We start from the raw sequence: 21,859 nt of genomic DNA, 5'->3' as shown, positions 1-21,859 counted from the left end.
CTGACCGGTCACATCTTTTTTGGCTTGAAGGCCACGGTGTAGGCGAACGCCACGGTGTAGACGTCTCGATCGCGGTCTGCGCGCCGGCCCGCCGCCTGTGCACCCGCTCCAGTCGCTTCTCAAACCGCACACCAGACGCGCAGCCCATTAAGTAATACTGAACGGTACTCATAGGCCAATCTCAGGACGCCGCTGCAATTAGAGCGGCCGCGGCATTGCACTACGGGCCTGCGCCCACGGTACGCGCGACATGGACGTCGAGGCTGCCAAGCGGTTGTCGAACGACTCGATTTCTCAGTTCGTTTCACGGCACTCGGCGTCACGTAGAGTTGTCCGCCTCCCCGCGGCAAGACAGTTGGAGTGCTTCAGAAACCAACTCTGTCAAACTGCCTTTCGGAAGCGCGCCTCCAACCACTGGACACGCAGTTCGACACCCTCTCAGACACCGCCGACGTCACGAACAGAGCCAAACGACCCGACACCGCCACACGGCTCAGGATGCCGGTCGCTAGCTGAGTACCTCCCCGGCGCTAAAGCTGCACCACGCACCGGCGACTTGCACGATCAAACTGAATCCGGAACAAGCAAATTGCGAAAGACTCAGTAACGGAACTCGCCACAAGCCCATACAGCGGTACAGATTTCGACAGCAACCAGCGCAGCCGACCAAGCGCCGGTCGCGATTGGGCCAAGCCGGCGCCGTTGTCTGTTCTTGCTCGTCAGCCGATACGGCGGGAACCACTCCACCCGGCCAGGCCCGCCCCCCGCCTGAGCAGAATCAGAAGCGACATAAAGTCCAGATTGGCCAGCCCGGTAGAAATGCCGGCCTGTAGCATTTGATGGATCACTCCGGTAACCGGAAGTGGGACCCCGCCAGCGGCGGCCGACGCCAGGATCAGATCCACATCCTTATGCATCAGCCGAGTACTGAACGTTGACGCAAAGTTGTTGGCTAGCAGCGGCTCCGTCTTGTATTTCACGAACGGAGACCCCACCGCCGATGCCCCCACAATCTCCAACAGCGTCCCACGCTCGACGCCATGCGCCTCGGCGAGCGTGAGAGATTCGGCGAGTAGTTCGGCGGTACCTGCGACCATCAAATTGAGGGCCAATTTCACGATCCGCGCCGTTTCGCCGTCACCAGCACGAAAGACGTGCGGACCGATATCGCGCAACAGTGGTTCCGCCGCCGAACAATGCGCCTGGTCACCTGAGACGACGATGGTGAGGTTGCCCGCCCGCACAACCCCCGGGTTGCCGCTCACCGGAGCCCGCAGATACTTGACGCGGTGTTTCCTTGCGGCCGTGGCGATCTCGCTCGACGATTCAGGCGAGACGGTACTCATATCGATAAGGAACTTCTCCTCGGCGTCGGGGAAGCCGCTAACCAAACCGCCAGGCCCCAGGGTGATCTCTGTCAGCGCCGCCGAGTCGGCGAGCATGGTGATGCAGGCATCGGCAGACCAAGCTTGTTGCGGGGTAAGAAGTTCGACCGCTCCCTTCGCTACCAAGCTGCCGGCTTTTCCTTTGCTTCGGTTCCACACCATCACGGTGTGGCCGGCATCGATAAGCCGTTCGGCGATGGCGGTGCCCATCTGACCGAGTCCCAACACACTGACCTTCATCCACTTCCTCCTGTGCGCGGCTCGGGGCCGCAATCGACGAGAATCGGCGCCTCCTGGGTATCACCAGAACCGCGTTGATGTTCAGTATTGATTAACAGGGGGTGGCTACGTCAAGATGAAACGATCACTCAGCCGACAGGACATTCTCGATTCCCCCGGAGACTCAGCGTGCACCGGGGCAAAGACCGCCAGTTTGACGCGGCCCACCCCAGTGAACCTGGCGAAGGCATATCGGTTGCACCGCTCCTCAGCTCAGCAGGGGGAGCGACGCACCTGAATGTCGCAGTTGTCGACATCGCGCCTGGCGCCCACGTGCGTGGACACCGCCACCCATTCGAAGAGTCGTTCTTCGTCCTCGAAGGCACCCTACTGGCGCGGATCGCCGACAAAAGCTATGCCCTGCAACGCCATGACTTCGGACTAGTGCCCCACGGCGCCGCCCACGCATGGAGCAACCGGTCCGAACACCGCGCGCGGATCTTGCGTGTCCACACCCCCCAACCCCGCCCGATCGGCGGACGCGGGCAATGGGGCGTCTTTGAGGCACCCGAAACCGAGCCACCTAGCAACGGTGAGCCGGTCGACGAGCTTGACCCCGCCAGACCCCACGTCGGCCACTTCGACCAATCCGATATGGCCCCGCCGGGGTCAATCTCCATGCCGGGCTATCACGGCGCCAATGTCCAGAATGTGCAGATCCGAATGATGGTCGACGAGCTGCTCGGCGCGCGCCAGCACGCCATGTTCATCGTCCAATTCACCCCCGGCTCGGGGACTGTGACCAAGACTGCCAAGGAACACTTCCACCCCTTCGAGGAGATCTACTACATGCTCGCCGGTGAAACGCAGACCTTCTCCGACGGCCAGGAAGACCGCGCGGTCGCCGGCGATCTGATGTTCGCGCCGACCAACACATCTCATGGCTTTGCGCCCCTCAGCACCGAGCCGGTGTGCTGGGTGGAAGTTCAGGCGCCGCTGCCGCCGGCCAGCCACGGAACCACCTTTCATAACGACTGGTCACGTCAGCCAAACCTGGGGTGAGCAGCACCAGGCCATGCGCTCTCGCCCTCCATTGCCATCGCTGATTGGAGTGGCCTGAGCACGGCCATCGCGCCGCCGACAGGATCAGCGACGACCGGATACTCCCAGCACGAGGCTCGAAATGCTCCCGAAGCGGTCATCGGCACAGTCACCAAAAACAGCCTGAAGAAGACCTCATCAACCCCGCCGTCACGAGCATCCGTGACGTCTGACCAAGGCCATGAAAATCGCGAAGCCCGAGCGCCGCGGTCGTCCAGCTGGGTCTCGGGCTCACTTCCTGAAGCGAACGCAACAGGCACCACCCAATATATGAGATGAGCACGCCCAAGCCAAGCCAATACCAGCTCATCTAAGCCCTGACGGTGAGCGACCGTTAGCGACCGCTGAGCACCTCCGTGCCGCCGCGGTGGGACAACTACAGTGCGGAGTCCACGGCCGCGGGCGGCTCGGGCATGTCGAGATCGATGTCCATCACTCGGTGAAACCGCGTCATTGCGTTCCACAGCCCAACGCTCATGGTGAGTTCCACCAGCGCTCCGGGATCGAACAGAGCTTGGGCGGCTTGGCCCAGCTGTGCGGATAAGCCACTTCGACTATCCATACGGTTGCGGGTCGGCAGCTCTGTTGTCATCTCATCGGTCAATTGAAGAGCGAGCCGTTCACGTTCGGTGAAGCCGCTGTAGTCACCAATGGCCACTGCGGCGAGTTCTTGCTCGGTGGCTCCGTTTGCCAGGGCGGCCGTGCAGCGGTGGCTAGCCGTATAACGGCAGTGCATGAGGACGGCAATGCGCACTGCCACAAATTCCTTGATGCGCGGTTCGAGCTTGCCTGGCCCGTTGAGTTGTCGCACAAAGGGCAGGTAGGTGCTAAATAGGCCCGGGCTATTGCCGATCGCCGCCCAAGCGTTAAGCACATGCCCATACGCCTTCGACGCGGTGGCCAGCAGATCCTGGTCGGTCTCCGGAAATTCTGTCGCATCGAGTAGGGGTGCGAGCGGCATGGCGATTCTCTCGTCTTCGTGTAATGCGCGGCGGTCAGGTGTCTGCGCTGCGGCGTCGGCATCTGGCATTAAGTGCTCTGACCTGCTTCGCGTTTGAGGCGGATCAGCAGTGACATGAAATCCAAGTCGCCGAGTCCGCTCGAGATGCATGCCTGCAGTAGCTGTTGGACGTTCGCGGCAAGTGGCAGCGGCGCGCCCCCAGCGGCGGCAGAGTCGAGAATTAGATCCAGGTCTTTTCGCATCAAGCGGGTGCTGAACGTCGATGTATAGTCATCGGCCAACAATGGGCCCGTCTTGTATTTGACGAACGGAGAACCAGCTGCGGAGGCGCCGAGGATTTGCAGCATTTTGGTGCGCTCCACGCCATGGGCTTCCGCCAAGACGAGGGATTCAGCGAGCAATTCCGCAGTGCCGGCGACCATAAGATTCAGCGCTAGCTTTACGATGCGGGCCGTTTCACCCTCGCCGGCGCGGAACACGTGGGGGCCGATATCACGCAGCAGAGGTTCGATCGCCACGCAGTCGGCCTGCTCACCGGAAACGACGACAGTGAGATTGCCTGCACGAACCACGCCGGGGTTGCCGCTGACCGGCGCGCGAAGGTACTTGATGCCGTTGGCCGCCGCCGCCTTGCCGACCTCGCTGGAGGATTCCGCCGACACGGTGCTCATGTCGATCAGGTACTTGCCGTGGGCGCGGTCGGCCAGCGCCAGCCCGCTGCGCCCCAGAGCCACATCGATCAGGGCGGCGGAGTCGGCCAGCATGGTGATACAGGCATCGGCGTCCCACGCCGCGTGCAAGGCGGATAACTCGACAGCTCCGCGCTGCACAAGATCGGTCGCCCTACCCGGTGTGCGGTTCCACACGCTCACCGAATGGCCGGCGTCGATGAGCCGTTCGGCGATCGCCGATCCCATTTGGCCGAGTCCCAGCACGCTGACTTTCACCGACCGCCTCCTTGTCAAAAGTCCAGGTCCCTGCGACGGGAGTGGGGCAGCCTGGAGCCGGCCGGGTGACCGGCGAACCACGCTTTCCGATGTTCAGTATTGATTAACAGGGGTGGGATAAGTCAAGGTGTACCCATGACTCAAGTAGCCGAGAACACCCGCGCGCCGCACATGATGAGCGTCTACCGCGGGCAAGACCGCCAATTCGCCGAGCATCCCAGCGAGCCCGGGCAGGGAGTGCGGGTGGCACCCTTCCTCAACCACGAACAGGGTGCGACCCACCTTTCGGTCGCTTTGGTGGAGCTACAGCCCGGTGCAACAGTGCCGGGTCATCGGCACCCATTTGAGGAGTCATTTTTCGTTCTTGAAGGCAACCCGCTGGTAGCGATCGCCGACAAGCGCTACGCCTTGAAGCCCCACGATTTCGGACTGGTCCCCTTCGCTGCCGGGCACGCATGGAATAACCCGTCAGACACGCCGGCGCGGTTCCTGCGGGTCCACACCCCCCACCCGCGCCCGATCGGCGGCCGGGGCACCGCGGGAGTGTTCAGCGCACCGGAAATCGCGGTGCCCGTCGACGGCGTGCCGGTCGACGAACTGGACCCTGTCAAACCCTTCGCCGGTCATTTCGAACAGTCGGATATGGCTCCGCCCGGGTCGATCTCGATGCCCGGATACCACGGAACCAACATCCAGAACGTGCAAATCCGCATGATGGTCGACGACTTACTCGGCTCACGCCACCACACGATGTTCATCGTCCAATTCACCCCCAACCCAGGGGCGATACCACAGACCGCCAAAGAACATATCCACCCCTTCGACGAGGTCTATTACCTGCTATCGGGGCAGACAAAGACCTTCTGCGACGGCGAGACCAACCACGCCGCCGCAGGAGACCTCATCTTCGCCCCAGTCGGGGCCTCCCACGGATTCACACCGATCAGCAAAGAGCCCGTTTGCTGGGTGGAGCTGCAGGCACCGCTGCCACCGGCCAGCGACGCGTTCCTCTTTCACAACGACTGGGCCGGGCACACCAATATCGGCTGAGCCGTGGCATCCCCAACTCGCGACCGCGAAGGACGACGCGCACCGTTGAATATGACTCGAGCGCCTCTTGGTTCCAAGGGGCCACGCGGCGCGGCATTTGCCGTGCACCGACGTGTTCAGTGACAATCAACGCTCGGGCCGCCTGCCGCGGCGCGGTTGCGCCCCTTCGGGGACGAGGAAGGGAGGGGCGAGGTGGAGCCTGATGCCCGCGCACGGCTGAAAGCCGCCCGGGTCGCGGCGAAGTTGAGCGTGCGCGAACTCAGCCGCCGGGTCGGGATCTCGGCGAGCATGCTCTCGCAGATCGAAAACGGTCGCGCACAGCCATCGGTGGCGACCCTGTATTCCCTGGTATCGACGCTGTCCATATCCCTGGACGAACTGCTCACCGGCAACGCCACGCGCACCGAGCGACCCGCAGCGCCCGTCGTCACCCCGGACAAGCGGGCCGTGTTGGTGATGGACACCGGGGTGACGTGGGAACGCTTAACCCCAGGTCCCGACCCGCTAGTGGACGCATTGCTGGTCACCTACCCCCCAGGCAGCACCTCCTCATCCGGAGGCGGGCTGATGCGTCACACCGGCCACGAATACGGGTTCCTGCTGTCGGGACGACTAACCGTGCATCTGGGATTCGATACCTTCGTTCTCGAGGCCGGCTCGTCGATCAACTTCGATTCGGCCACCCCCCACGCCTACGTCAACGAGAGCAGCGAAGCGGCTCAAGGAATCTGGCACGTCGTCGAACAGAACACCGCTGACGCCACATCGCAAACCTTCGCCCAACGGCGATATTCGGCTGCCGAGGAAAACGGGGACGTCCACGAGCGGGTTGACGCAGCCGACACCACCGGTGTTAAGTATTGATTAACGCGTGCCACGCGAGGTTCCCATCGCGGTGTTAGAGGTTGGCGCACGCCGCGACGAAAGGACCGCTCTGGATGGCAATTCCGACAACTGGCCCCAATGCCGTCGACTGGGAAACCCGGATCGACATGGATCGACTGCGCACCGAGCGGCTCGCTCGGCTGCGCGACCAGCTGGAGCGCTCCGAGCTCGGCGCGGTGCTCGCTTTTGACTTCGCCAACATCCGGTACATGACGGCAACCCACATCGGAACGTGGGCCGTTGACAAATTGATTCGGTTCGCGTTGCTGGTGCGCGGCGGCGAACCGATTGTGTGGGACTTCGGGTCGGCCGCCAAGCATCATCAGCTGTACAACCCGTGGCTGGACTATTCGAATGCCCACGCCGACGGCGATCCGCACGCGGCACATCACGGCGCCGACCCACGTAACCCCAGTGGTGCCCGCGCCGGCATCTCTACTCTGCGGGGTGCCATCAATCCGTTGGTGGGCATGGGGGAAAGCGTCGCCGCCAAGATCAAACGTGAACTCGAGTTGTACGGGTTGCTGAACGAACCGCTGGGTGTCGACGTGATCGAGATGCCGGTGCTGGCCGCGCTGCAGGCGGCGGGCATCACCGTCGTCGACGGTCAGCAAGTGTTCCTGGAGGCGCGGCGCATCAAGACTCGCGATGAAATTCGGCTGCTCACTCACGCGTGTTCTATGGTCGACGCCGCCTACGACGACCTGTACAAGTTCCTGCGGCCCGGGGTTCGCGAAAACGAATGCGTGGGCCTTGTCGCCAAGACCCTCTACGACTTGGGCTCGGAGTTCGTCGAGGGCGTTAACGCGATATCGGGTGAGCGGTGCGCGCCGCACCCGCACGTGTACTCCGATCGCATCGTGCGACCGGGCGACCCGGCGTTCTTCGACATTCTGCACAGCTACAACGGCTACCGAACATGCTATTACCGGACATTCGCGGTCGGCAGCGCCTCCTCACCACAGGTCGACGCCTACAAGCGCTGCCGGGAATACATGGACGAGGCGATCCGCCTTGTCCGGCCCGGCGCGACCACCGCCGACATCGTCTCGGTCTGGCCGACAGCCCAGGAATTCGGCTTTCCCGATGAGGAAGCCGCATTCGCCCTGCAATACGGGCATGGCGTGGGACTGTCGATTTGGGAGAAGCCCGTATTCTCACGGCTGGTCTCCATGGAACATCCCGAAGTGATCGAGGAGGGAATGGTTTTCGCCCTGGAAACCTATTGGCCCGCCAGTGACGGGTGGGGCGCGGCGCGCATCGAAGAAGAAATGGTGGTCACCGCCGACGGCTGCGAAGTCATCACCAAATTCCCGGCCGAAGAACTCCTCGTCGCAGGACAGCGGTATTACACGGTTTCCGGGCCGTTGAATACCCAGCGTGACGCGCAATCTCACAAGAACACTGTCCCGCTCAGCGGCTGACAGGGGAGGCTGCGATCAGTGATGCCGCTACGTTTTCCTAGCAGAGACAACCGACCGTGACCATGGAAAAAGCTAGCTGCTAGGCCATGAGTAGTGGCTGGGCGGTACAGGCCAAGGTCGGTCATCATCGTCTCGCGCGGGGCGGGCCGCGTCACCGGCAGTAGGGGGCCGGGCATCGGCCGTTCTGATCAGGAAGTCAATTCATGTCGACAACGGAAATAGCGTCGAATCGCAGCACCCTTCGACGAGCAACAGCGGCCAGCACTCTGGGTAGTGCAGTCGAGTTTTACGAATTCACCATCTACGGCTTTCTGACCGTGGTGTTCGCGCCGCTGCTCTTCCCTTCCGACGATCCTGCCGCCTCGACACTGGCAGCTTTGGCTGTCTTCGGCGGCGGCTTTCTCGCTCGGCCGCTCGGGGGCATCATCTTCGGTGCGATCGGGGACCGGGTGGGCCGGCGAAATGTGCTCATGGCCACCATCTTTCTCATGGGTGGCGCCTCAACCGCGGTTGGCGTGCTGCCCACCTACTCCCAAATCGGGTTGTGGGCACCGGTGCTACTGCTCCTGCTGCGCCTGCTGCAAGGGGTAAGTGCAGGAGGCGAATTCACCGGCGCGCAAACCTACATCGTCGAAATGGCGCCAGCCCACCGACGCGGCCTCTACGGATCAACGCCAGTATTCGGCGCCGGCTTGGGCTACGCAGCCGCATCACTGATCGTCGCCGCGCTCAGCGCCAGCCTCGACCCGGAGGCGATGCGCGAGTGGGGCTGGCGGCTACCCTTCCTGCTTTGCTTGCCACTGACCATCGGATGCCTGTTCCTACGGATGCGGCTTGAGGATTCGCCAGAATTCGCCGCCATCGTCGCTGAGGCGAACGTGACCCGCACTCCAGTGCGCGACGTCTTGCGGCACCAGTGGGCCGACGTGCTGCGAGTCGTGTGCATGACCATGGCAGTCTTGGGCCCCAGCTTCCTGCTCAAGGTGTACATGGGAATCCACCTGGTGTCCGTGAAAGGCATGACACTCGCCCAGGTGTATACGACGCTCGGGATCATACTGCTGGTAACTGCAGCCCTGTTCCCTGTCATGGGCCACTTCAGCGACCGGCGGGGACGTCGACCGATCGCCATCATCGGATACAGTGCCTACGCTCTTCTCTCGGTGCCACTGTTTCTCATCGTCGGTGCGAGCACCAGCCTGTGGCAGATCATCCCGATCCTGGTGCTGTTCGCGATAATCGAGCCCTTCATCGCCGCCTCGGTATACACGATGATGGCAGAGATATTCCCCGGCCGCGTCCGCTACACCGGAACATCGTTAGGCTTCAATCTGGGTGCCATCGCCGCAGCGGGATTCGGGCCCTACATCTGCGGTCAGCTCGTCGCGTCCACGGGGTGGGCTGCATCCCCGGGCATCTGGGGCACCTCCTGCGCGCTACTCGGCCTGATCGCTGTGTCCCTCACCGCTGAAACCAGTCGAACTCGACTGGTTCGCTAAGAAATCACCGGAACCGGCGCCCGGTTTAGGAAAACGGTGCGGCCCAGGCGCCCCCAGCGAGGGAACCCCCAAATTCTGGCTCGGTTGTCCGACAATGGCATGGTCGGCGCCCGCGGGAGGTGTTGGGGGACAAGGAGTATGCATGTACAGGCCCACAGCTGAGGCCCCCGCGGTCACCCGCCCAATCTCATTGGCGCCGCTAACGGTGGTTGAACTCGGGCCCGACGAAATGGTTGACTGCGCCGCGCGGGCGGGCTTTGATGGCGTCGGACTCCGATTGATCCGGGCCACCGAGGCCGAACCTCTGCGCCCAACGGTCGGTATGACCCCGCTGATCCGCGAAACCCGTCGCAGACTCGATGACACCGGACTGGCGTTGATCGATATCGAAGTACTGCGGCTCAAGCCCCAAACCCGGATTCGGCGCGACTTCGCCGCCTTTCTCGAAACCGGAGCCTACCTGGGTGCCAGCCAGATCCTGGTCACCGGCAACGATCCCGATCACTTGCGCCTCACCGACCATCTGGCCGAACTCGCCGATCTGGCAGCCGATTACGGGTTGACACCCAACTTGGAACCAATGCCATGGACGGACGTCGTGAACCTGCAGCAGGGGGCGGCGATCGTCGAACGCTGCGGACATCCCAATGTCGGGCTGCTCGTTGACGCGCTGCACTATGACCGCGCCATGAACACACCCGCCGACCTAGCCGCATTGCCAACGGAGTGGATCCGCTACGTCCAGATCTGTGACGGCGTGGCCGAACGCCCCACGAGCGTCGAGGCCTTGCGAGACCAGGGTCGCACCGCACGGCTGTTCCCCGGCGCGGGAAACATCGACCTCGTGGCGATGCTAGGGGCCTTACCGCAGGGAGTCCCAGTTAGCGTCGAGGCGCCGGTGCTGTGGCAAGCACCCGCCATCGAGCGCAGCCGCGCGGCACTGCGCGGCGCACGTGAAGTTCTCGACCTCGCCTCCGACCGCCGGCATCTGGCCTGAGCATGCCAGCGCGACATGCGAATGTGCGATCCGCAAGACCGGTTGTGGCTGCATCGGGAATTGCGATCACTCAGCGAGCGCAGAGCAGTCCCGCGACTTCGTGAAATTTGCGCAGGCGCCGTCGGAACCCTCACCCACGAGTTGACCGACAACCGATGAGACCGCAGCCGCAGCGAGTTCGACCGGCACTGATCCGTCGCTGGCGCGCGGCGTGATACTGGTCCAGCCCTCCGGTCCGAAGTGATGCACACCCATCACCTCAACGCCACAAGTGATGTCTCGCTGCAGCCCTACTCGAACCAGTGCACATATTCGATCGGCACGGGAATCAACGCGGATGCTGCACCCCGGCGCCGCCGTCGGACGGCGATCCACACCCGCTATGTGGACCCGGTGAACCCTGCCGCCGCAGAGCTCAACAAGGATGCCGGCAATGCATTCGGCAACATGTGCACCCGCCGAAAATCCCACCAGGACGACCGGCCGACCTGGCGTATGACCAACGGCGGTCAGTCGAGAAGCCACTTCGAGTGCCAACTGTGTCCGTACCGCTGTCCCGAGTACGGGTAGATGCAACAGCGGCAGCTGGGCAAGGTTGCGCAGCCAGATCAGAGGCGGGAAGACGTGTTTGGCGATACACCACACAACCCCGGTGACGCGTCGCTGCTCGAGCGGTACCCCTGTCGGTCCGTAGGGAAAGATATCGACGATGATGCGGGCCTGGGGTAGATGCTCTGCGATGGCGGCCACAAGGTGACCTCCGTCGCGGCTTTGCCGAGGCCCGCGGCGCCCCATGCCGTCCAGATACACCAAAACCGGTGTGCGCGCGGGCAGATCGAATGGTCCCGCCGACGCGAACTCAGCGACACGGCGGCCTCTGGTGGATCGAACACCGCCGGACAGGACCCAGCCGAGGGTTTCCATCCATGCCATCAGGATTGACGCTACGACAGCGGCAAAGACAAGTGCGACGCTCACGTCGACACCGCCGCGCTGCGCGATGACTCCTCATACTCGAGCAGTGCGTCGGCGGCGCGCCGCGGACCCCCGGCCTCGATCAGAGTCCTGCCCATGGTGCGGGCGGCCGCGGCGTACGAAGGGTCGCTTATAACGCGCATGACCGCCGAACGAATCTCCTGGGCGGTCGGATCGGATCCGGCGTCGATTCCTGTGCCGAGTTCAGCGATGCGAGCCGCGACCAGAGGCTGATCCGCCCCCTGTGGCAGGGCTACCATCGGTGTCCCCGCGGCCAGCGACTCCATGGCCGAGTTCATTCCGGCGTGAGTGACGAACACCGTTGCCCGACCCAACAATTCCGGTTGTGGCACATGATTAGTGACGATCGTGCGCGCACCCACCCGTCCGATCTCGGCGGGCGACACATGGCCGCTGGCGACCACCAATGAGCCAGGCAGACCGTCGAGCGCCCGCACGATACGGCTGATGACACCGGCCCGGTCGGAGAACGTTGTTCCCAACGAGACGAAGGTAACCGGATCCTCTAAACGATCCCAGGCAAAGGAGTCGTCGGGTTCGCGATTGCCAATCGAGGCACCGACAAACAGAAATCGGTCGTCGAAAGTTTCGGCAGCCGGCTGTATCTCGCGTGAGGTGAAGACGATATTGAGGTCCTCAAGATTCTCCATCGCCCGCCGCAGGGGCGCCAAGGGCACCTGCCTGCGCATCGCCAAGAGCAACCGTTCCCATGCGTAGTGGGTGCCTGCCGAGTAGGAGCAGCTCGTCGCCATGCGCACAAGCGTGCCGATGCTCAACACCGGGTCGTCGGGTGCGCGGAACCGGTTGTTGAAGGCGAACGTCGAAATCGCCGACGCGGCAGGTGTGCTCGTGACACGGGCGGCGAGCTTTCCCCAGAGCGCAGCGGCGTCGTGCACCATCATCGAAGGGGCGAGGTCGCCGATGTCGTCGACCAACCAGGGCATCAGCCGGCGCGTCATGGTGGCCACCAGATCGAGAAATGCAATCGGTGTCTTCAGCGGCCGGCCCTCGCGTGCGGGTACATCCGGATACGGCCGCAGACTGGCACCGGCCCGCTCCACCAGCGCGCGCTGCGGCGAGCGCCCGTAGACAACAACGCGGCGTCCCCGCCTGCTGAGTTCGGCGATGACCGGAAGCATCGGGTTCAGGTGACCCACCGAGCCGACGGACATCACGGCGATGGGCGGCGCGGCAGTACGCAGCGCTGACATCATGTGCCTCTCAGAACGATCCCGAAACTGAGCATATAGTCAGTTTAGCGGTTAGAACCGATCGTGAGCAGTGCGATAGCTCACTGATCAAATGCTCTAATCGCGGGCGGTGGTCGCACTGTCGAGTCCGACTCGCCGCGCGTAAGCTCTCGCTCACGGAGGTCACTATGGGTGCTCGCCCGAGTCGACGCGATCAGATCCTCGATGCCGCGCTCGAGTTGTTCGCAACGCAAGGGATCACGGCGACCACCACCCGCGACGTCGCCGCCCGAGCGGGCGTTGCAACAGGGTCGGTCTTCTATCACTTCGCCACCAAGCCAGACCTCATCGAGGCTGTGCTTGGGCGTGCTTACGTCGGCCCTGATCTGCAGACCATCGCCGACCGGTCTGACCGCCCGGTACGTGAGCGTCTACTCGAGGCGGCTCAGCTGTTCTTGGCGACGCTGCGCCAACGACGAGCTCTGCTGTCGGTGGCCATTCAGGCAGCCCTCGTCGACGACCGCTACCGCTTACGGGTCAGGGCGAATATCGACGACGAAATCGGCGTTCTAGCAGCAATTCTCGACCGCACTCCCGGCGCCACCACATCGTCGCTATCGAGCCGGGCGATAGCCGCGACGCTGCTGCGCAGCCTCGTCACGACGGCTGTCCTGCACCCAGAACCCATCGCGGGCGAACACGCCTTCATTGCCCTGACAGTTGACTTGTTCGTGGCCGGTGCACATGGCCCCGGGCCCAATGCAGGCGCACCCAGTACCGAAATATTGAGTGACAGCGGGCGCTGAGGTCTGGACCGACGAACTCCCGAGAATGGCGGTGCTTGAATACTGACCAGAATTGGTCGACACGTATTAGTGAAACAGCTCTGGATGTAGCGCCAACTCGGTGCGCGTGCGGCGGATGTGACCGGCCAAGATGGTCTGCCCCGCTTCAGTGTCGCCGTGTTCGATGGCGTCGAGCAGCAGATTGTGTTCGGCGTTGACGACCCAGGCCCGGTCGGACCCGGTCAGGGTCACGAAGCTGCGCCGGTGGTGTTGGGTGGTGTTCCAAAGCCGCACCACCGTCGAGCTGAGCGGTTCGACCGTGCAGCCGTGATAACTGTAAAGATGAAATTCTCGGTCGAGGTCCAGGAAGCGCTCGATGTCGGCGTTGGACTCGATCTCATGCTGAATGCATCTCAGCCGTGCGACGTCGGAAAAGGTCAGAGAGGGCAGGCTTTCCGCGAGGGCCAGGGGTTCGAGCGACTCCCGCATGCGATAGACGATGTCGACTTGCCTCATGCTCAAGTGCGGTACGCGGGCACCCTTGTTTGCGTGCAGCTCGACCAATCCTTCGGCGGCCAATATCCGCAACGCTTCACGGACGGGGAGTCGGCTGACCCCGAACGACGCGGCTACTTCACCTTGGCGGATGCGCTGACCCGGGGCGATGCTGCCGTGCAACAACTGCAGGCGCAGATGGTCGGCCACCCGCTGACTGGCGGGGTCCGATTTGGCGAATGGATCCAGAAGATCGTCGAGCACCGATGCGTCCTTACACCTTGCCAACCGGTGACTTGTGCAGGACCGCCTCGCGCGGATCCGGCACGGTGGCGGTCGACCGGTCGATCGCGCACCGACCAGCAGCGGCTTCCGCGAAACTCATTGCATTCCCTATCTTGGCGCCATTCGTAGCCATAGTATGTCAGTATCGCGGCATTAACCCGCTGAGGCTGGTTGTTCTGGATCCAATCAGTCTCTAGAGTGTGACTGGACCCCCGATCGAGCCCGGAGACAGCTATGAGCACCCACACCCCCCTGGAACCCGCTTCGCCGTGGGTTCAGGTATCGGCGACCACCGAAGATTGGGACGCCGCCGAGCCCGACCTGCTGATCAATATGTTCAGCCAGCTCGCCCTCATCAGAGCTTTCGAGGAGTTCGTCCTCGGCCTTGCCGGCGAGGGCCTCGTTCATGGACCGGCCCACTCGAGCATCGGCCAGGAAGGCGGCGCTGTCGGTTCGGTGCTGGCGCTGACTAGCGAGGACTCCGTCAACGGATCCCACCGCGGACATCACCAGTTCCTGGCCAAGGCGCTTGGCCACGTCGCACCCAAAGGCATCGACCCGACCAGCGAGCTCTCCGACGAAGTCCGCACGGTCCTGCTGCGCAGCCTGGCCGAGATCTGCGGGCTCTCGCGCGGATACTGCCGAGGGCGCGGCGGATCGATGCATCTGCAGTGGGGTGAGGCCGGTGCGATCGGAACCAACGCCATCGTGGGTGGTGGGGTGCCCCAGGCCCTCGGTCAAGCGTGGGCGGACCGCTACTCGGGCTCTGACGCGGTCACGGTTACCTACTTCGGCGACGGCGCCGCCAACATCGGCTCCACGCTGGAGTCGTTCAATCTCGCCGCTGCGTGGAAGCTACCCGTCTGTTTCTTCATCGAAAACAACCGCTACGCGGTCGCTACGACGGTCGAAGAGGTCACCGGTGAGCCACGGTTGTCGGCGCGCGGACTCGGCTTCAACATCCCCAGCTGGAAAGTCGACGGCATGGACGCCCTCGCAGTGCATTTGGCCATGACCGAAGCGGTCGAGCACATGCGCAGCGGCCGCGGTCCCACCATGATCGAAGCCGACACGTATCGCTACTTTCATCAGAACGGCCCCTTCCCCGGCAGCGCGTTCGGATACCGGTCCAAAGAAGAAGAGAAGTCCTGGCGCGAACGCGATCCCATCACCCAGCTCAGTTCACATCTCGTCCGCCGCGACATCCTCACTGCCGAACAGGTGGAGCAGTTCACCGACCGGGCGAAGGCTGCGATGACCGACGTCGCCACGCAGATCATCGAGCCGCTGCCCGGCGGCAAACCCGGACAGCGCCGCATCAAACCTGACGAATGGCCGGACCCCGACTTCGTCGATATCGGCGTGCGCGGCGATCTCTCCGAGTTCGACGATGTGCAGTTCACCGATACCGACACTTTCACTGGCACCCTCGAACAACGCAAATTCGTCGACACCATCGCTGCGGTGCTGTACCGCCGGATGGAAACCGACCCCTCAGTCGTCGTCCTCGGTGAAGACATTCACCGACTCAACGGTGGCACCAACGGCGCGACCAAAGGCCTCAGCGACAAGTTCCCCGACCGAGTACTAGGCACCCCCATCAGCGAGAACGCGTTCTCCGGCCTGGGCGGCGGGATTGCACTAGACGGACGGTACAAACCGATCGTCGAATTCATGTACGCCGACTTCATGTGGGTGGCCGCCGACCAGTTGTTCAACCAGATCGCCAAGGCACGGCACATGTTCGGTGGAGACAACCCCGTGCCACTAGTGCTGCGCAGCAAGGTCGCGATGGGAACCGGGTACGGCTCTCAGCACTCGATGGACCCGGCCGGCATCTTCGCCACCTCCGCCGGCTGGCGCATCGTGGCCCCGTCAACACCGTTCGACTATGTCGGCCTCATGAATTCGGCTCTGACGTGCAAGGACCCGGTGGTCGTACTGGAACATGTCGACCTCTACACCTCCACAGGAGACGCGCCGGTCGAGGACCTGGATTACCTACTGCCGGTGGGTAAAGCCGCGCTGCGGCGGTCTGGTTCGGCGATCACGGTGATCTCCTATCTGGCGATGGTCAACTACTGCTTGGAGGCCGTCGACGCCGGTGGTGTCGACGCCGACGTCATCGACCTTCGGTGGCTGGACCGCGCCAGCCTCGACTGGGACACCATCGGCGAGAGCATCAAGAAAACCAACCGGGTGGTCATCGCCGAACAAGGGGCCCGCGGCACCTCATACGGCGGGTGGCTGGCCGACGAAATCCAACGCCGCTATTTCGATTGGCTCGATCACCCCATCGAACGTGTGGTCGGAGGAGAAGCATCGCCCAGCATCAGCAAGGTGCTCGAACGCGCCGCGATCGCCAAGACCGAAGAGGTCGCCGCCAAGCTCGCTCAAGTGCTGGAGGCCTGACGTGCCCATACTGCTGCGGATGCCCGCGATCGCAGCCGGCGCCGAAACCGCCATCCTCTCCGAATGGCAAGTCGAAGAGGGCGTTGACTTCAAGAAGTCGGACACTATCGCCACCGTCGAGACCGACAAAGCGATGGTCGACATGGAGGCCGAGGACGCCGGAGTCATCTTGCATTTCCTCGTCGACCCGGGAACCGAGGTAGAGGTCGGGGCGCCGATCGCGCTCAGCGGCTCACCAGGCGAATCGGTCGCCGACGTCGATGCCGCCCTGCGCGACCTCGGAGTTAGTGCAGAGCCAAGCGCAAGCAACGGATCGGCCCAGCAATCCAGCGGCACAACGCAATCCGACACCGATGGCCCCGCGACGAACGTGCGGGCTGAAACTGCCCAATCCGCCTCGCAACCTACCCAACATCGGCCTGGCGGGCGGATCTTCGCCACACCGCTCGTGCGCCGCTTAGCGCGCGACGCCGACCTCGACCTCGCCGCGGTGACAGGAACCGGACCCAACGGCCGGATCGTGCGCCGTGACATCGAGGGACTGCTCACCCAAACACCCAGCAGTCCGGCAACGGCGGAGGCGACCGAGCAGACTGAGGATGCCATCGAAGCGACCGCGGCTGGCGCTGACACCGTCCTTGCCGGATACAAAGACATTCCGCACACACGTATCCGCTCTGCGATCGCGGCCCGGCTTACCGACAGTAAACGCAATGCCCCGCATTTCTACCTGCGCGGTAGCTGTCGCGTCGACAAACTGCTTGCACTGCGCAAAGATCTGAATACTGATGCGGAAAAGGCCGGCGCACGCAAGGTGTCGGTCAACGACCTGGTGGTCAAAGCGGCCGCCCGGGCCCATACATTGATTCCCGCAATGAACGTGATTTGGACCGACCACGCGATCCGGCAGTTCGATGCAGTGGATATCGCCGTCGCCGTGGCCTCTGAACGCGGCCTGGTCACCCCTGTGGTACACGATGTCGCGCGGCGAAGCCTCACCGCGGTTTCGGCAGACCTCAATGACTTGGCGGAGCGCGCCCGGCTCGGCAAACTCGCCCAGCGAGAAATTGAGGGCGGCACATTCTGCATTTCCAACTTGGGAATGTATGGCACCGAAGAGTTCTCCGCCATCATCAACCCGCCACAATCGGCGATCCTGGCAGTCGGGGCCGCGCTCAGCGAACCCGTCGCCGACAACGGAGAACTCTCGATCGCGACGATCATGCGGGTGACGTTGTCGGTGGATCACCGACCGATCGACGGGTCGACCGCCGCCGAATGGATGCGTGCTTTCGTCAACATCGTCGAAAATCCGTTGCAGATCCTCGTTTAGCCGCCGGCCGTCAGCTACGGCCGCCGAGCCCCCGCCCCACACAGGCCGGGGCGTCATGGCCGTCCGCGTCGGCAGTTACGTCCCGTTCAACGCAAGGGCCACACACGAATTGCTGCGTGGTGCAGAATTTGAGGGCATTGCACTGACTGCAAGATTGGATGACGACAAAGGGGAATACCCGGCTGGGCGGTTTAGGCCGACTGTGTGAGTGGCTCCAGCTCGACTCGGCTACCGGCGACTCACGATCACCGCCTCGTCGATGTCTTGGGCGACGAAGCCCGATGCGGTAATCGCCGCGACCCGACAGGCCCCGGGCTGCCGCGCTGGGCGCGGTGGGAGCTGCCCCTGCCTGTCCGTGACACACTGCTGATCACTGCTGGCGGACAGGTGATCGCGAGATGCTGGACGCTCGTCCCTGACCGGGCCGTCGTCGAGCAATCGCCGCTGTGGAACCTACGAGTCGTCGACTGTGTTGCTCAGTTGATGACGACTAGTAGGTCATTGCCTTCGACTTGAGCGGTCGCTAGCACCGCGATTCGCCGCACGGTGCCGGCCTTTGGCGCGGTGATGGCGGCTTCCATCTTCATGGTCTCGATAGTGGCGATGGTCGCGCCGGTCTCAACGACGTCGTCTACGGCGACGTTCACGGTCACCACGCCGGCGAACGGGGCGGCCACATGGTCGGGGTTGTCGCGGTCGGCCTTCTCCGCAGCCGGGATGTCTATGGCGACGCTGAGATCACGTACCACCACCGGCCGGAGTTGGCCGTTGATGATGCACATCACGGTGCGCATGCCTCGTTCGTCTGCTTCGGAAATCGCTTCCAGCCCGATGAGCAGTTCGACACCCTTATCGATCTGGATGCGGTGTTCGTCGCCGTGGCGCAGGCCGTAGAAGAACTGGTTGGCCGATAGGCGCGAGGTATCGCCGTAGATTGCGCGATGTGCTTCGAACTCTCTTGTCGGTCCTGGAAAGAGCAGCCGGTTGAGCGCGGCTTGGCGGTTGAGCCCGGGCACCGCCAGTAGAGCTTCGTCCTCTGCGGTGAGTGCAACCATCGGCTTGGCTAGCGTCCGTCCCGCCAATGCCTTGGTCCGCAGCGGTTCTGGCCAACCACCGGGAGGATCGCCGAGTTCACCGCGTAGGAACCCAACAACGGAGTCAGGGATGTCGAATCGTGTTGGATCGGCCGCGAATTCATCGGCAGTGACGCCTGCGCCGACCAAGGCGAGGGCGAGGTCCCCGACCACCTTCGACGACGGTGTGACCTTGACCAAATGACCGAGAATCCGGTCGGCCGCAGCATAGTTCGCCTCGATCTGCTCGAAGCGGTCACCGAAGCCAAGCGCCATCGCTTGTTGACGAAGGTTCGACAGTTGGCCGCCAGGAATTTCATGTTCGTAGACGCGGCCCGTCGGTGCTGGACCACCGGCTTCGAAAGGCGCGTACACCTTTCGAAGCGCTTCCCAGTACGGCTCGATGTCGCACACTGCACGTAGCGAAAGTCCGGTGTCATACCGGGTATGTGCCGCTGCAGCGACAATCGAACTCAACGCAGGCTGACTCGTGGTACCCGCAAGCGGTGCTGCTGCGCCGTCGACCGCGCTCGCGCCTGCTTGCCAGGCGGCCACATAGGTAGCCAACTGGCCGCCGGGCGTGTCGTGGGTATGCACGTGAATCGGAAGGTCGAATCGGTGGCGTAATGCGGTCACCAGCGTGGTGGCCGCGGGTGCCCGCAGCAGCCCGGCCATGTCCTTGATCGCCAGCACGTGCGCGCCGGCATCCACGATCTGTTCGGCGAGTTTGAGGTAATAGTCCAACGTGTACAGCGTCTCGTCGGGATCGGAGAGATCGCCGGTATAGCTCATGGCGACTTCGGCTACCGCACAGCCGGTCTCGCGAACAGCATCGATGGCAGGCCGCATCGATTCGACGCTGTTGAGCGCGTCGAAGATCCGGAAGATGTCGACCCCCGTCGCGGTGGCCTCGTCGACGAACGCGGAGGTGACCACTTCGGGATACGGGGTGTAGCCGACAGTGTTGCGGCCCCGCAACAGCATTTGCAGGCAGATGTTGGGAATCGACTCCCGAAGCGCGGCCAGCCGTTCCCACGGGTCTTCCTTCAGAAACCGTAGGGCGACATCGTAAGTCGCCCCACCCCAGCATTCGATCGACAGCAGTCCCGGGGTCATCCTCGCGATGTAAGGGGCGACCGCCAACAGGCTGCTGCTGCGCACACGAGTCGCGAGCAGCGACTGATGTGCGTCCCGGAACGTGGTGTCGGTGACACCGACGGCATCGGACTCGCGAAGCCAGCGTGCGAACCCCTCCGGTCCCAATTGCGTTAGAAGCTGCTTGGAGCCCTCCGACGGATCGATAGAAGTGTCAATATTGGGCAGCTTGTCTTGCGGGTATACCCGGGCGCGATCGCCGTAGGGAGAGTTGACGGTGACCTCGGCGAGGTAGTTCAAGATCTTGGTGCCGCGATCGGCGGGGGTGTGCGCGGTGAGCAGATGTGGCCGCTCGTCGATGAACGACGTCGTCACCCGCCCGGCGCGGAAGTCGGGATCGTCGACCACGGCCTGCAGGAACGGGATATTCGTCGATATCCCGCGGATCCGGAACTCCGCCAACCCGCGTCGGGCCCGCGCCACCGCTGTCGTGAAATCCCGGCCACGGCAAGTCATCTTGACGAGCATCGAGTCGAAGTGGGCCCCGATCTCGGCGCCGAGGTTCGTGCCGCCATCGAGCCGGATGCCGGCACCGCCCGGCGAGCGGTAGCCGGTGATACGACCGCTGTCGGGCCGGAAACCGTTGCCCGGATCCTCCGTAGTGATCCGGCACTGCATGGCCGCACCGCGCAATCGCACCGAGTCCTGGCTCAGTCCGAGGTCGGCCAGGGACTCGCCCGCGGCGATACGCAGCTGACTGGCCACCAGATCGACGTCGGTGATCTCTTCGGTCACCGTGTGCTCGACCTGGATGCGCGGATTCATCTCGATGAAAACATGGTGACTGCGTTCGTCGAGTAAGAACTCGACGGTGCCCGCGCCCGTGTAGTCGATCTGTCGGGCGAACGCGACCGCATCGGCACAGATCTTCGCTCGCAATTCCTTGGGCAGGTTGGGCGCCGGCGCGATTTCGACGACCTTTTGGTGACGACGTTGGACACTGCAGTCCCGCTCGAACAGATGAATGATGTTGCCCCGACCGTCGGCCAGGATCTGCACCTCGATGTGGCGTGGGTTCAGCACCGCCTGTTCGAGGTACACCGTCGGGTCTCCGAACGCCGATTCGGCCTCCCGGCTTGCGACCTCGATCGCCTCGGGAAGGTCCCCGGACCGCATTACGCGGCGCATCCCACGTCCACCGCCACCGGACACCGCCTTGACGAACAACGGAAATGCCATGTTCGCTGCTGCACCGAGAAGTTCCTCCACCGATGCCGATGGCGTCGAGGATCTCAGTACCGGAAGGCCCGCCTCCCGGGCCGCGGCGATGGCCCGCGCTTTGTTACCGGTCAGTTCGAGCACGTTCGCGCTGGGCCCGATGAACGTGATGCCCGCATCGGCGCAGGCCGCAGCAAGTTCCGGATTCTCCGAGAGGAAGCCGTAGCCAGGATAGACGGCATCGGCGCCGGCGTGCCGAGCCACCCGGATGACCTCGTTGACCGACAGATAGGCGCGCACAGGGCGGCCGACCTCGCCAATCTGATAAGACTCGTCGGCCTTGAGCCGATGAGACGAATTCCGGTCCTCGTACGCATAGACCGCGACTGTCGCCAAGCCCATCTCGTATGCGGCGCGAAACGCGCGGATCGCAATCTCCCCGCGATTGGCCACCAAGACTTTGGAAATCACGCTACCTTTTCTCTCCGTCGTCTTGACTGCGTGAGAGA

Annotated in this window: 16 protein-coding genes; 9 read left to right on the top strand and 7 right to left on the bottom strand. The window is 63.4% G+C overall.

Going from position 1 to position 21,859, the window contains the following annotated elements; all coding sequences use genetic code 11:
* Positions 1-719: 719 nt before the first annotated feature.
* A complete protein-coding gene (locus MCHLDSM_RS01470) occupies positions 720-1,625 on the bottom strand; it encodes an NAD(P)-dependent oxidoreductase (RefSeq protein WP_048468558.1) in 906 nt (301 codons plus the stop codon).
* A 168-nt stretch (positions 1,626-1,793) separates the two neighbouring features.
* Here MCHLDSM_RS01470 and MCHLDSM_RS35500 point away from each other — a divergent pair, with 168 nt between their 5' ends.
* A complete protein-coding gene (locus MCHLDSM_RS35500) occupies positions 1,794-2,666 on the top strand; it encodes a cupin domain-containing protein (RefSeq protein ID WP_168440051.1) in 873 nt (290 codons plus the stop codon).
* Positions 2,667-3,081: 415 nt separating this feature from the next.
* Here the strand turns inward: MCHLDSM_RS35500 and MCHLDSM_RS01455 are convergent, their stop codons facing one another.
* Positions 3,082-3,735: a carboxymuconolactone decarboxylase family protein gene (locus MCHLDSM_RS01455; RefSeq protein ID WP_048468555.1), complete on the bottom strand. Its 654-nt coding sequence runs from the start codon at positions 3,733-3,735 to the stop codon at positions 3,082-3,084.
* The gene (locus MCHLDSM_RS01450) at positions 3,735-4,613 is read right to left on the bottom strand and encodes an NAD(P)-dependent oxidoreductase (RefSeq protein ID WP_082168638.1); all 879 of its coding nucleotides are present in this window, start codon (positions 4,611-4,613) and stop codon (positions 3,735-3,737) included. The genes MCHLDSM_RS01455 and MCHLDSM_RS01450 overlap by 1 nt, the downstream gene beginning before the upstream one ends.
* Positions 4,614-4,748: 135 nt before the next feature.
* On the opposite strand from MCHLDSM_RS01450, the gene MCHLDSM_RS01445 reads away from it, so the two are divergent.
* The 5 genes from MCHLDSM_RS01445 to MCHLDSM_RS01425 all read left to right on the top strand — a co-directional run bounded on the left by MCHLDSM_RS01445 (position 4,749) and on the right by MCHLDSM_RS01425 (position 10,468).
* Entirely contained in the window at positions 4,749-5,663 is a 915-nt protein-coding gene (locus tag MCHLDSM_RS01445; protein WP_048468554.1) for a cupin domain-containing protein, read from the top strand.
* Between the two features lie 192 nt (positions 5,664-5,855).
* Complete coding sequence (locus tag MCHLDSM_RS01440; RefSeq protein WP_053082813.1) at positions 5,856-6,527, top strand: helix-turn-helix domain-containing protein; 672 nt, start codon at positions 5,856-5,858, stop codon at positions 6,525-6,527.
* A 74-nt stretch (positions 6,528-6,601) separates the two neighbouring features.
* Positions 6,602-7,972, top strand: a complete 1,371-nt coding sequence (locus MCHLDSM_RS01435) for a M24 family metallopeptidase (RefSeq protein ID WP_048468553.1) — start codon at positions 6,602-6,604, stop codon at positions 7,970-7,972.
* A gap of 203 nt (positions 7,973-8,175) precedes the next feature.
* Positions 8,176-9,471: an MFS transporter gene (locus tag MCHLDSM_RS01430; RefSeq protein WP_048468552.1), complete on the top strand. Its 1,296-nt coding sequence runs from the start codon at positions 8,176-8,178 to the stop codon at positions 9,469-9,471.
* A gap of 142 nt (positions 9,472-9,613) precedes the next feature.
* A complete protein-coding gene (locus tag MCHLDSM_RS01425) occupies positions 9,614-10,468 on the top strand; it encodes a sugar phosphate isomerase/epimerase family protein (protein WP_048468551.1) in 855 nt (284 codons plus the stop codon).
* 66 nt (positions 10,469-10,534) lie between these two features.
* On the opposite strand, the gene MCHLDSM_RS37605 is transcribed toward MCHLDSM_RS01425, so the two are convergent.
* Positions 10,535-11,446 carry a hypothetical protein gene (locus MCHLDSM_RS37605; RefSeq protein WP_131722572.1) on the bottom strand — a complete coding sequence of 304 codons (912 nt, stop codon included), beginning with the start codon at positions 11,444-11,446 and terminating at the stop codon, positions 10,535-10,537.
* A complete protein-coding gene (locus MCHLDSM_RS01415) occupies positions 11,443-12,678 on the bottom strand; it encodes a macrolide family glycosyltransferase (RefSeq protein WP_053082812.1) in 1,236 nt (411 codons plus the stop codon). Before MCHLDSM_RS01415 ends, MCHLDSM_RS37605 begins: the two co-directional genes overlap by 4 nt.
* 164 nt (positions 12,679-12,842) lie before the next feature.
* Between MCHLDSM_RS01415 and MCHLDSM_RS34825 the strand changes: the two genes are divergently transcribed.
* Positions 12,843-13,460: a TetR/AcrR family transcriptional regulator gene (locus MCHLDSM_RS34825; RefSeq protein WP_053082811.1), complete on the top strand. Its 618-nt coding sequence runs from the start codon at positions 12,843-12,845 to the stop codon at positions 13,458-13,460.
* Between the two features lie 66 nt (positions 13,461-13,526).
* On the opposite strand, the gene MCHLDSM_RS01405 is transcribed toward MCHLDSM_RS34825, so the two are convergent.
* The gene (locus MCHLDSM_RS01405) at positions 13,527-14,198 is read right to left on the bottom strand and encodes a GntR family transcriptional regulator (protein ID WP_234713814.1); all 672 of its coding nucleotides are present in this window, start codon (positions 14,196-14,198) and stop codon (positions 13,527-13,529) included.
* A 255-nt stretch (positions 14,199-14,453) separates the two neighbouring features.
* On the opposite strand from MCHLDSM_RS01405, the gene MCHLDSM_RS01400 reads away from it, so the two are divergent.
* Entirely contained in the window at positions 14,454-16,631 is a 2,178-nt protein-coding gene (locus MCHLDSM_RS01400; RefSeq protein ID WP_048468549.1) for an alpha-ketoacid dehydrogenase subunit alpha/beta, read from the top strand.
* Between the two features lie 19 nt (positions 16,632-16,650).
* A complete protein-coding gene (locus MCHLDSM_RS01395) occupies positions 16,651-17,964 on the top strand; it encodes a 2-oxo acid dehydrogenase subunit E2 (RefSeq protein ID WP_048468577.1) in 1,314 nt (437 codons plus the stop codon).
* Positions 17,965-18,440: 476 nt separating this feature from the next.
* Here the strand turns inward: MCHLDSM_RS01395 and MCHLDSM_RS01390 are convergent, their stop codons facing one another.
* Positions 18,441-21,821, bottom strand: coding sequence for a pyruvate carboxylase (locus MCHLDSM_RS01390; protein ID WP_048468548.1), 3,381 nt, complete (start codon positions 21,819-21,821; stop codon positions 18,441-18,443).
* Positions 21,822-21,859 lie beyond the last annotated feature (38 nt).

Origin of the sequence: Mycolicibacterium chlorophenolicum, assembly GCF_001044235.1 — a bacterium.
GTDB classification, from domain to species: Bacteria; Actinomycetota; Actinomycetes; order Mycobacteriales; family Mycobacteriaceae; genus Mycobacterium; species Mycobacterium chlorophenolicum.
This window is presented reverse-complemented; position numbering and strand designations above follow the sequence as displayed.

What these genes read in the sequence shown, in the direction of transcription:
- MCHLDSM_RS01470 (WP_048468558.1), bottom strand. Translation starts at nt 1,625, where the DNA reads ATGAAGGTCAGTGTGTTGGGACTCGGTCAGATGGGCACCGCCATCGCC.
- MCHLDSM_RS01455 (WP_048468555.1), bottom strand. Translation starts at nt 3,735, where the DNA reads ATGCCAGATGCCGACGCCGCAGCGCAGACACCTGACCGCCGCGCATTA.
- MCHLDSM_RS01445 (WP_048468554.1), top strand. Translation starts at nt 4,749, where the DNA reads ATGACTCAAGTAGCCGAGAACACCCGCGCGCCGCACATGATGAGCGTC.
- MCHLDSM_RS01435 (WP_048468553.1), top strand. Translation starts at nt 6,602, where the DNA reads ATGGCAATTCCGACAACTGGCCCCAATGCCGTCGACTGGGAAACCCGG.
- MCHLDSM_RS01430 (WP_048468552.1), top strand. Translation starts at nt 8,176, where the DNA reads ATGTCGACAACGGAAATAGCGTCGAATCGCAGCACCCTTCGACGAGCA.
- MCHLDSM_RS01425 (WP_048468551.1), top strand. Translation starts at nt 9,614, where the DNA reads ATGTACAGGCCCACAGCTGAGGCCCCCGCGGTCACCCGCCCAATCTCA.
- MCHLDSM_RS01415 (WP_053082812.1), bottom strand. Translation starts at nt 12,678, where the DNA reads ATGATGTCAGCGCTGCGTACTGCCGCGCCGCCCATCGCCGTGATGTCC.
- MCHLDSM_RS34825 (WP_053082811.1), top strand. Translation starts at nt 12,843, where the DNA reads ATGGGTGCTCGCCCGAGTCGACGCGATCAGATCCTCGATGCCGCGCTC.
- MCHLDSM_RS01400 (WP_048468549.1), top strand. Translation starts at nt 14,454, where the DNA reads ATGAGCACCCACACCCCCCTGGAACCCGCTTCGCCGTGGGTTCAGGTA.
- MCHLDSM_RS01395 (WP_048468577.1), top strand. Translation starts at nt 16,651, where the DNA reads ATGCCCGCGATCGCAGCCGGCGCCGAAACCGCCATCCTCTCCGAATGG.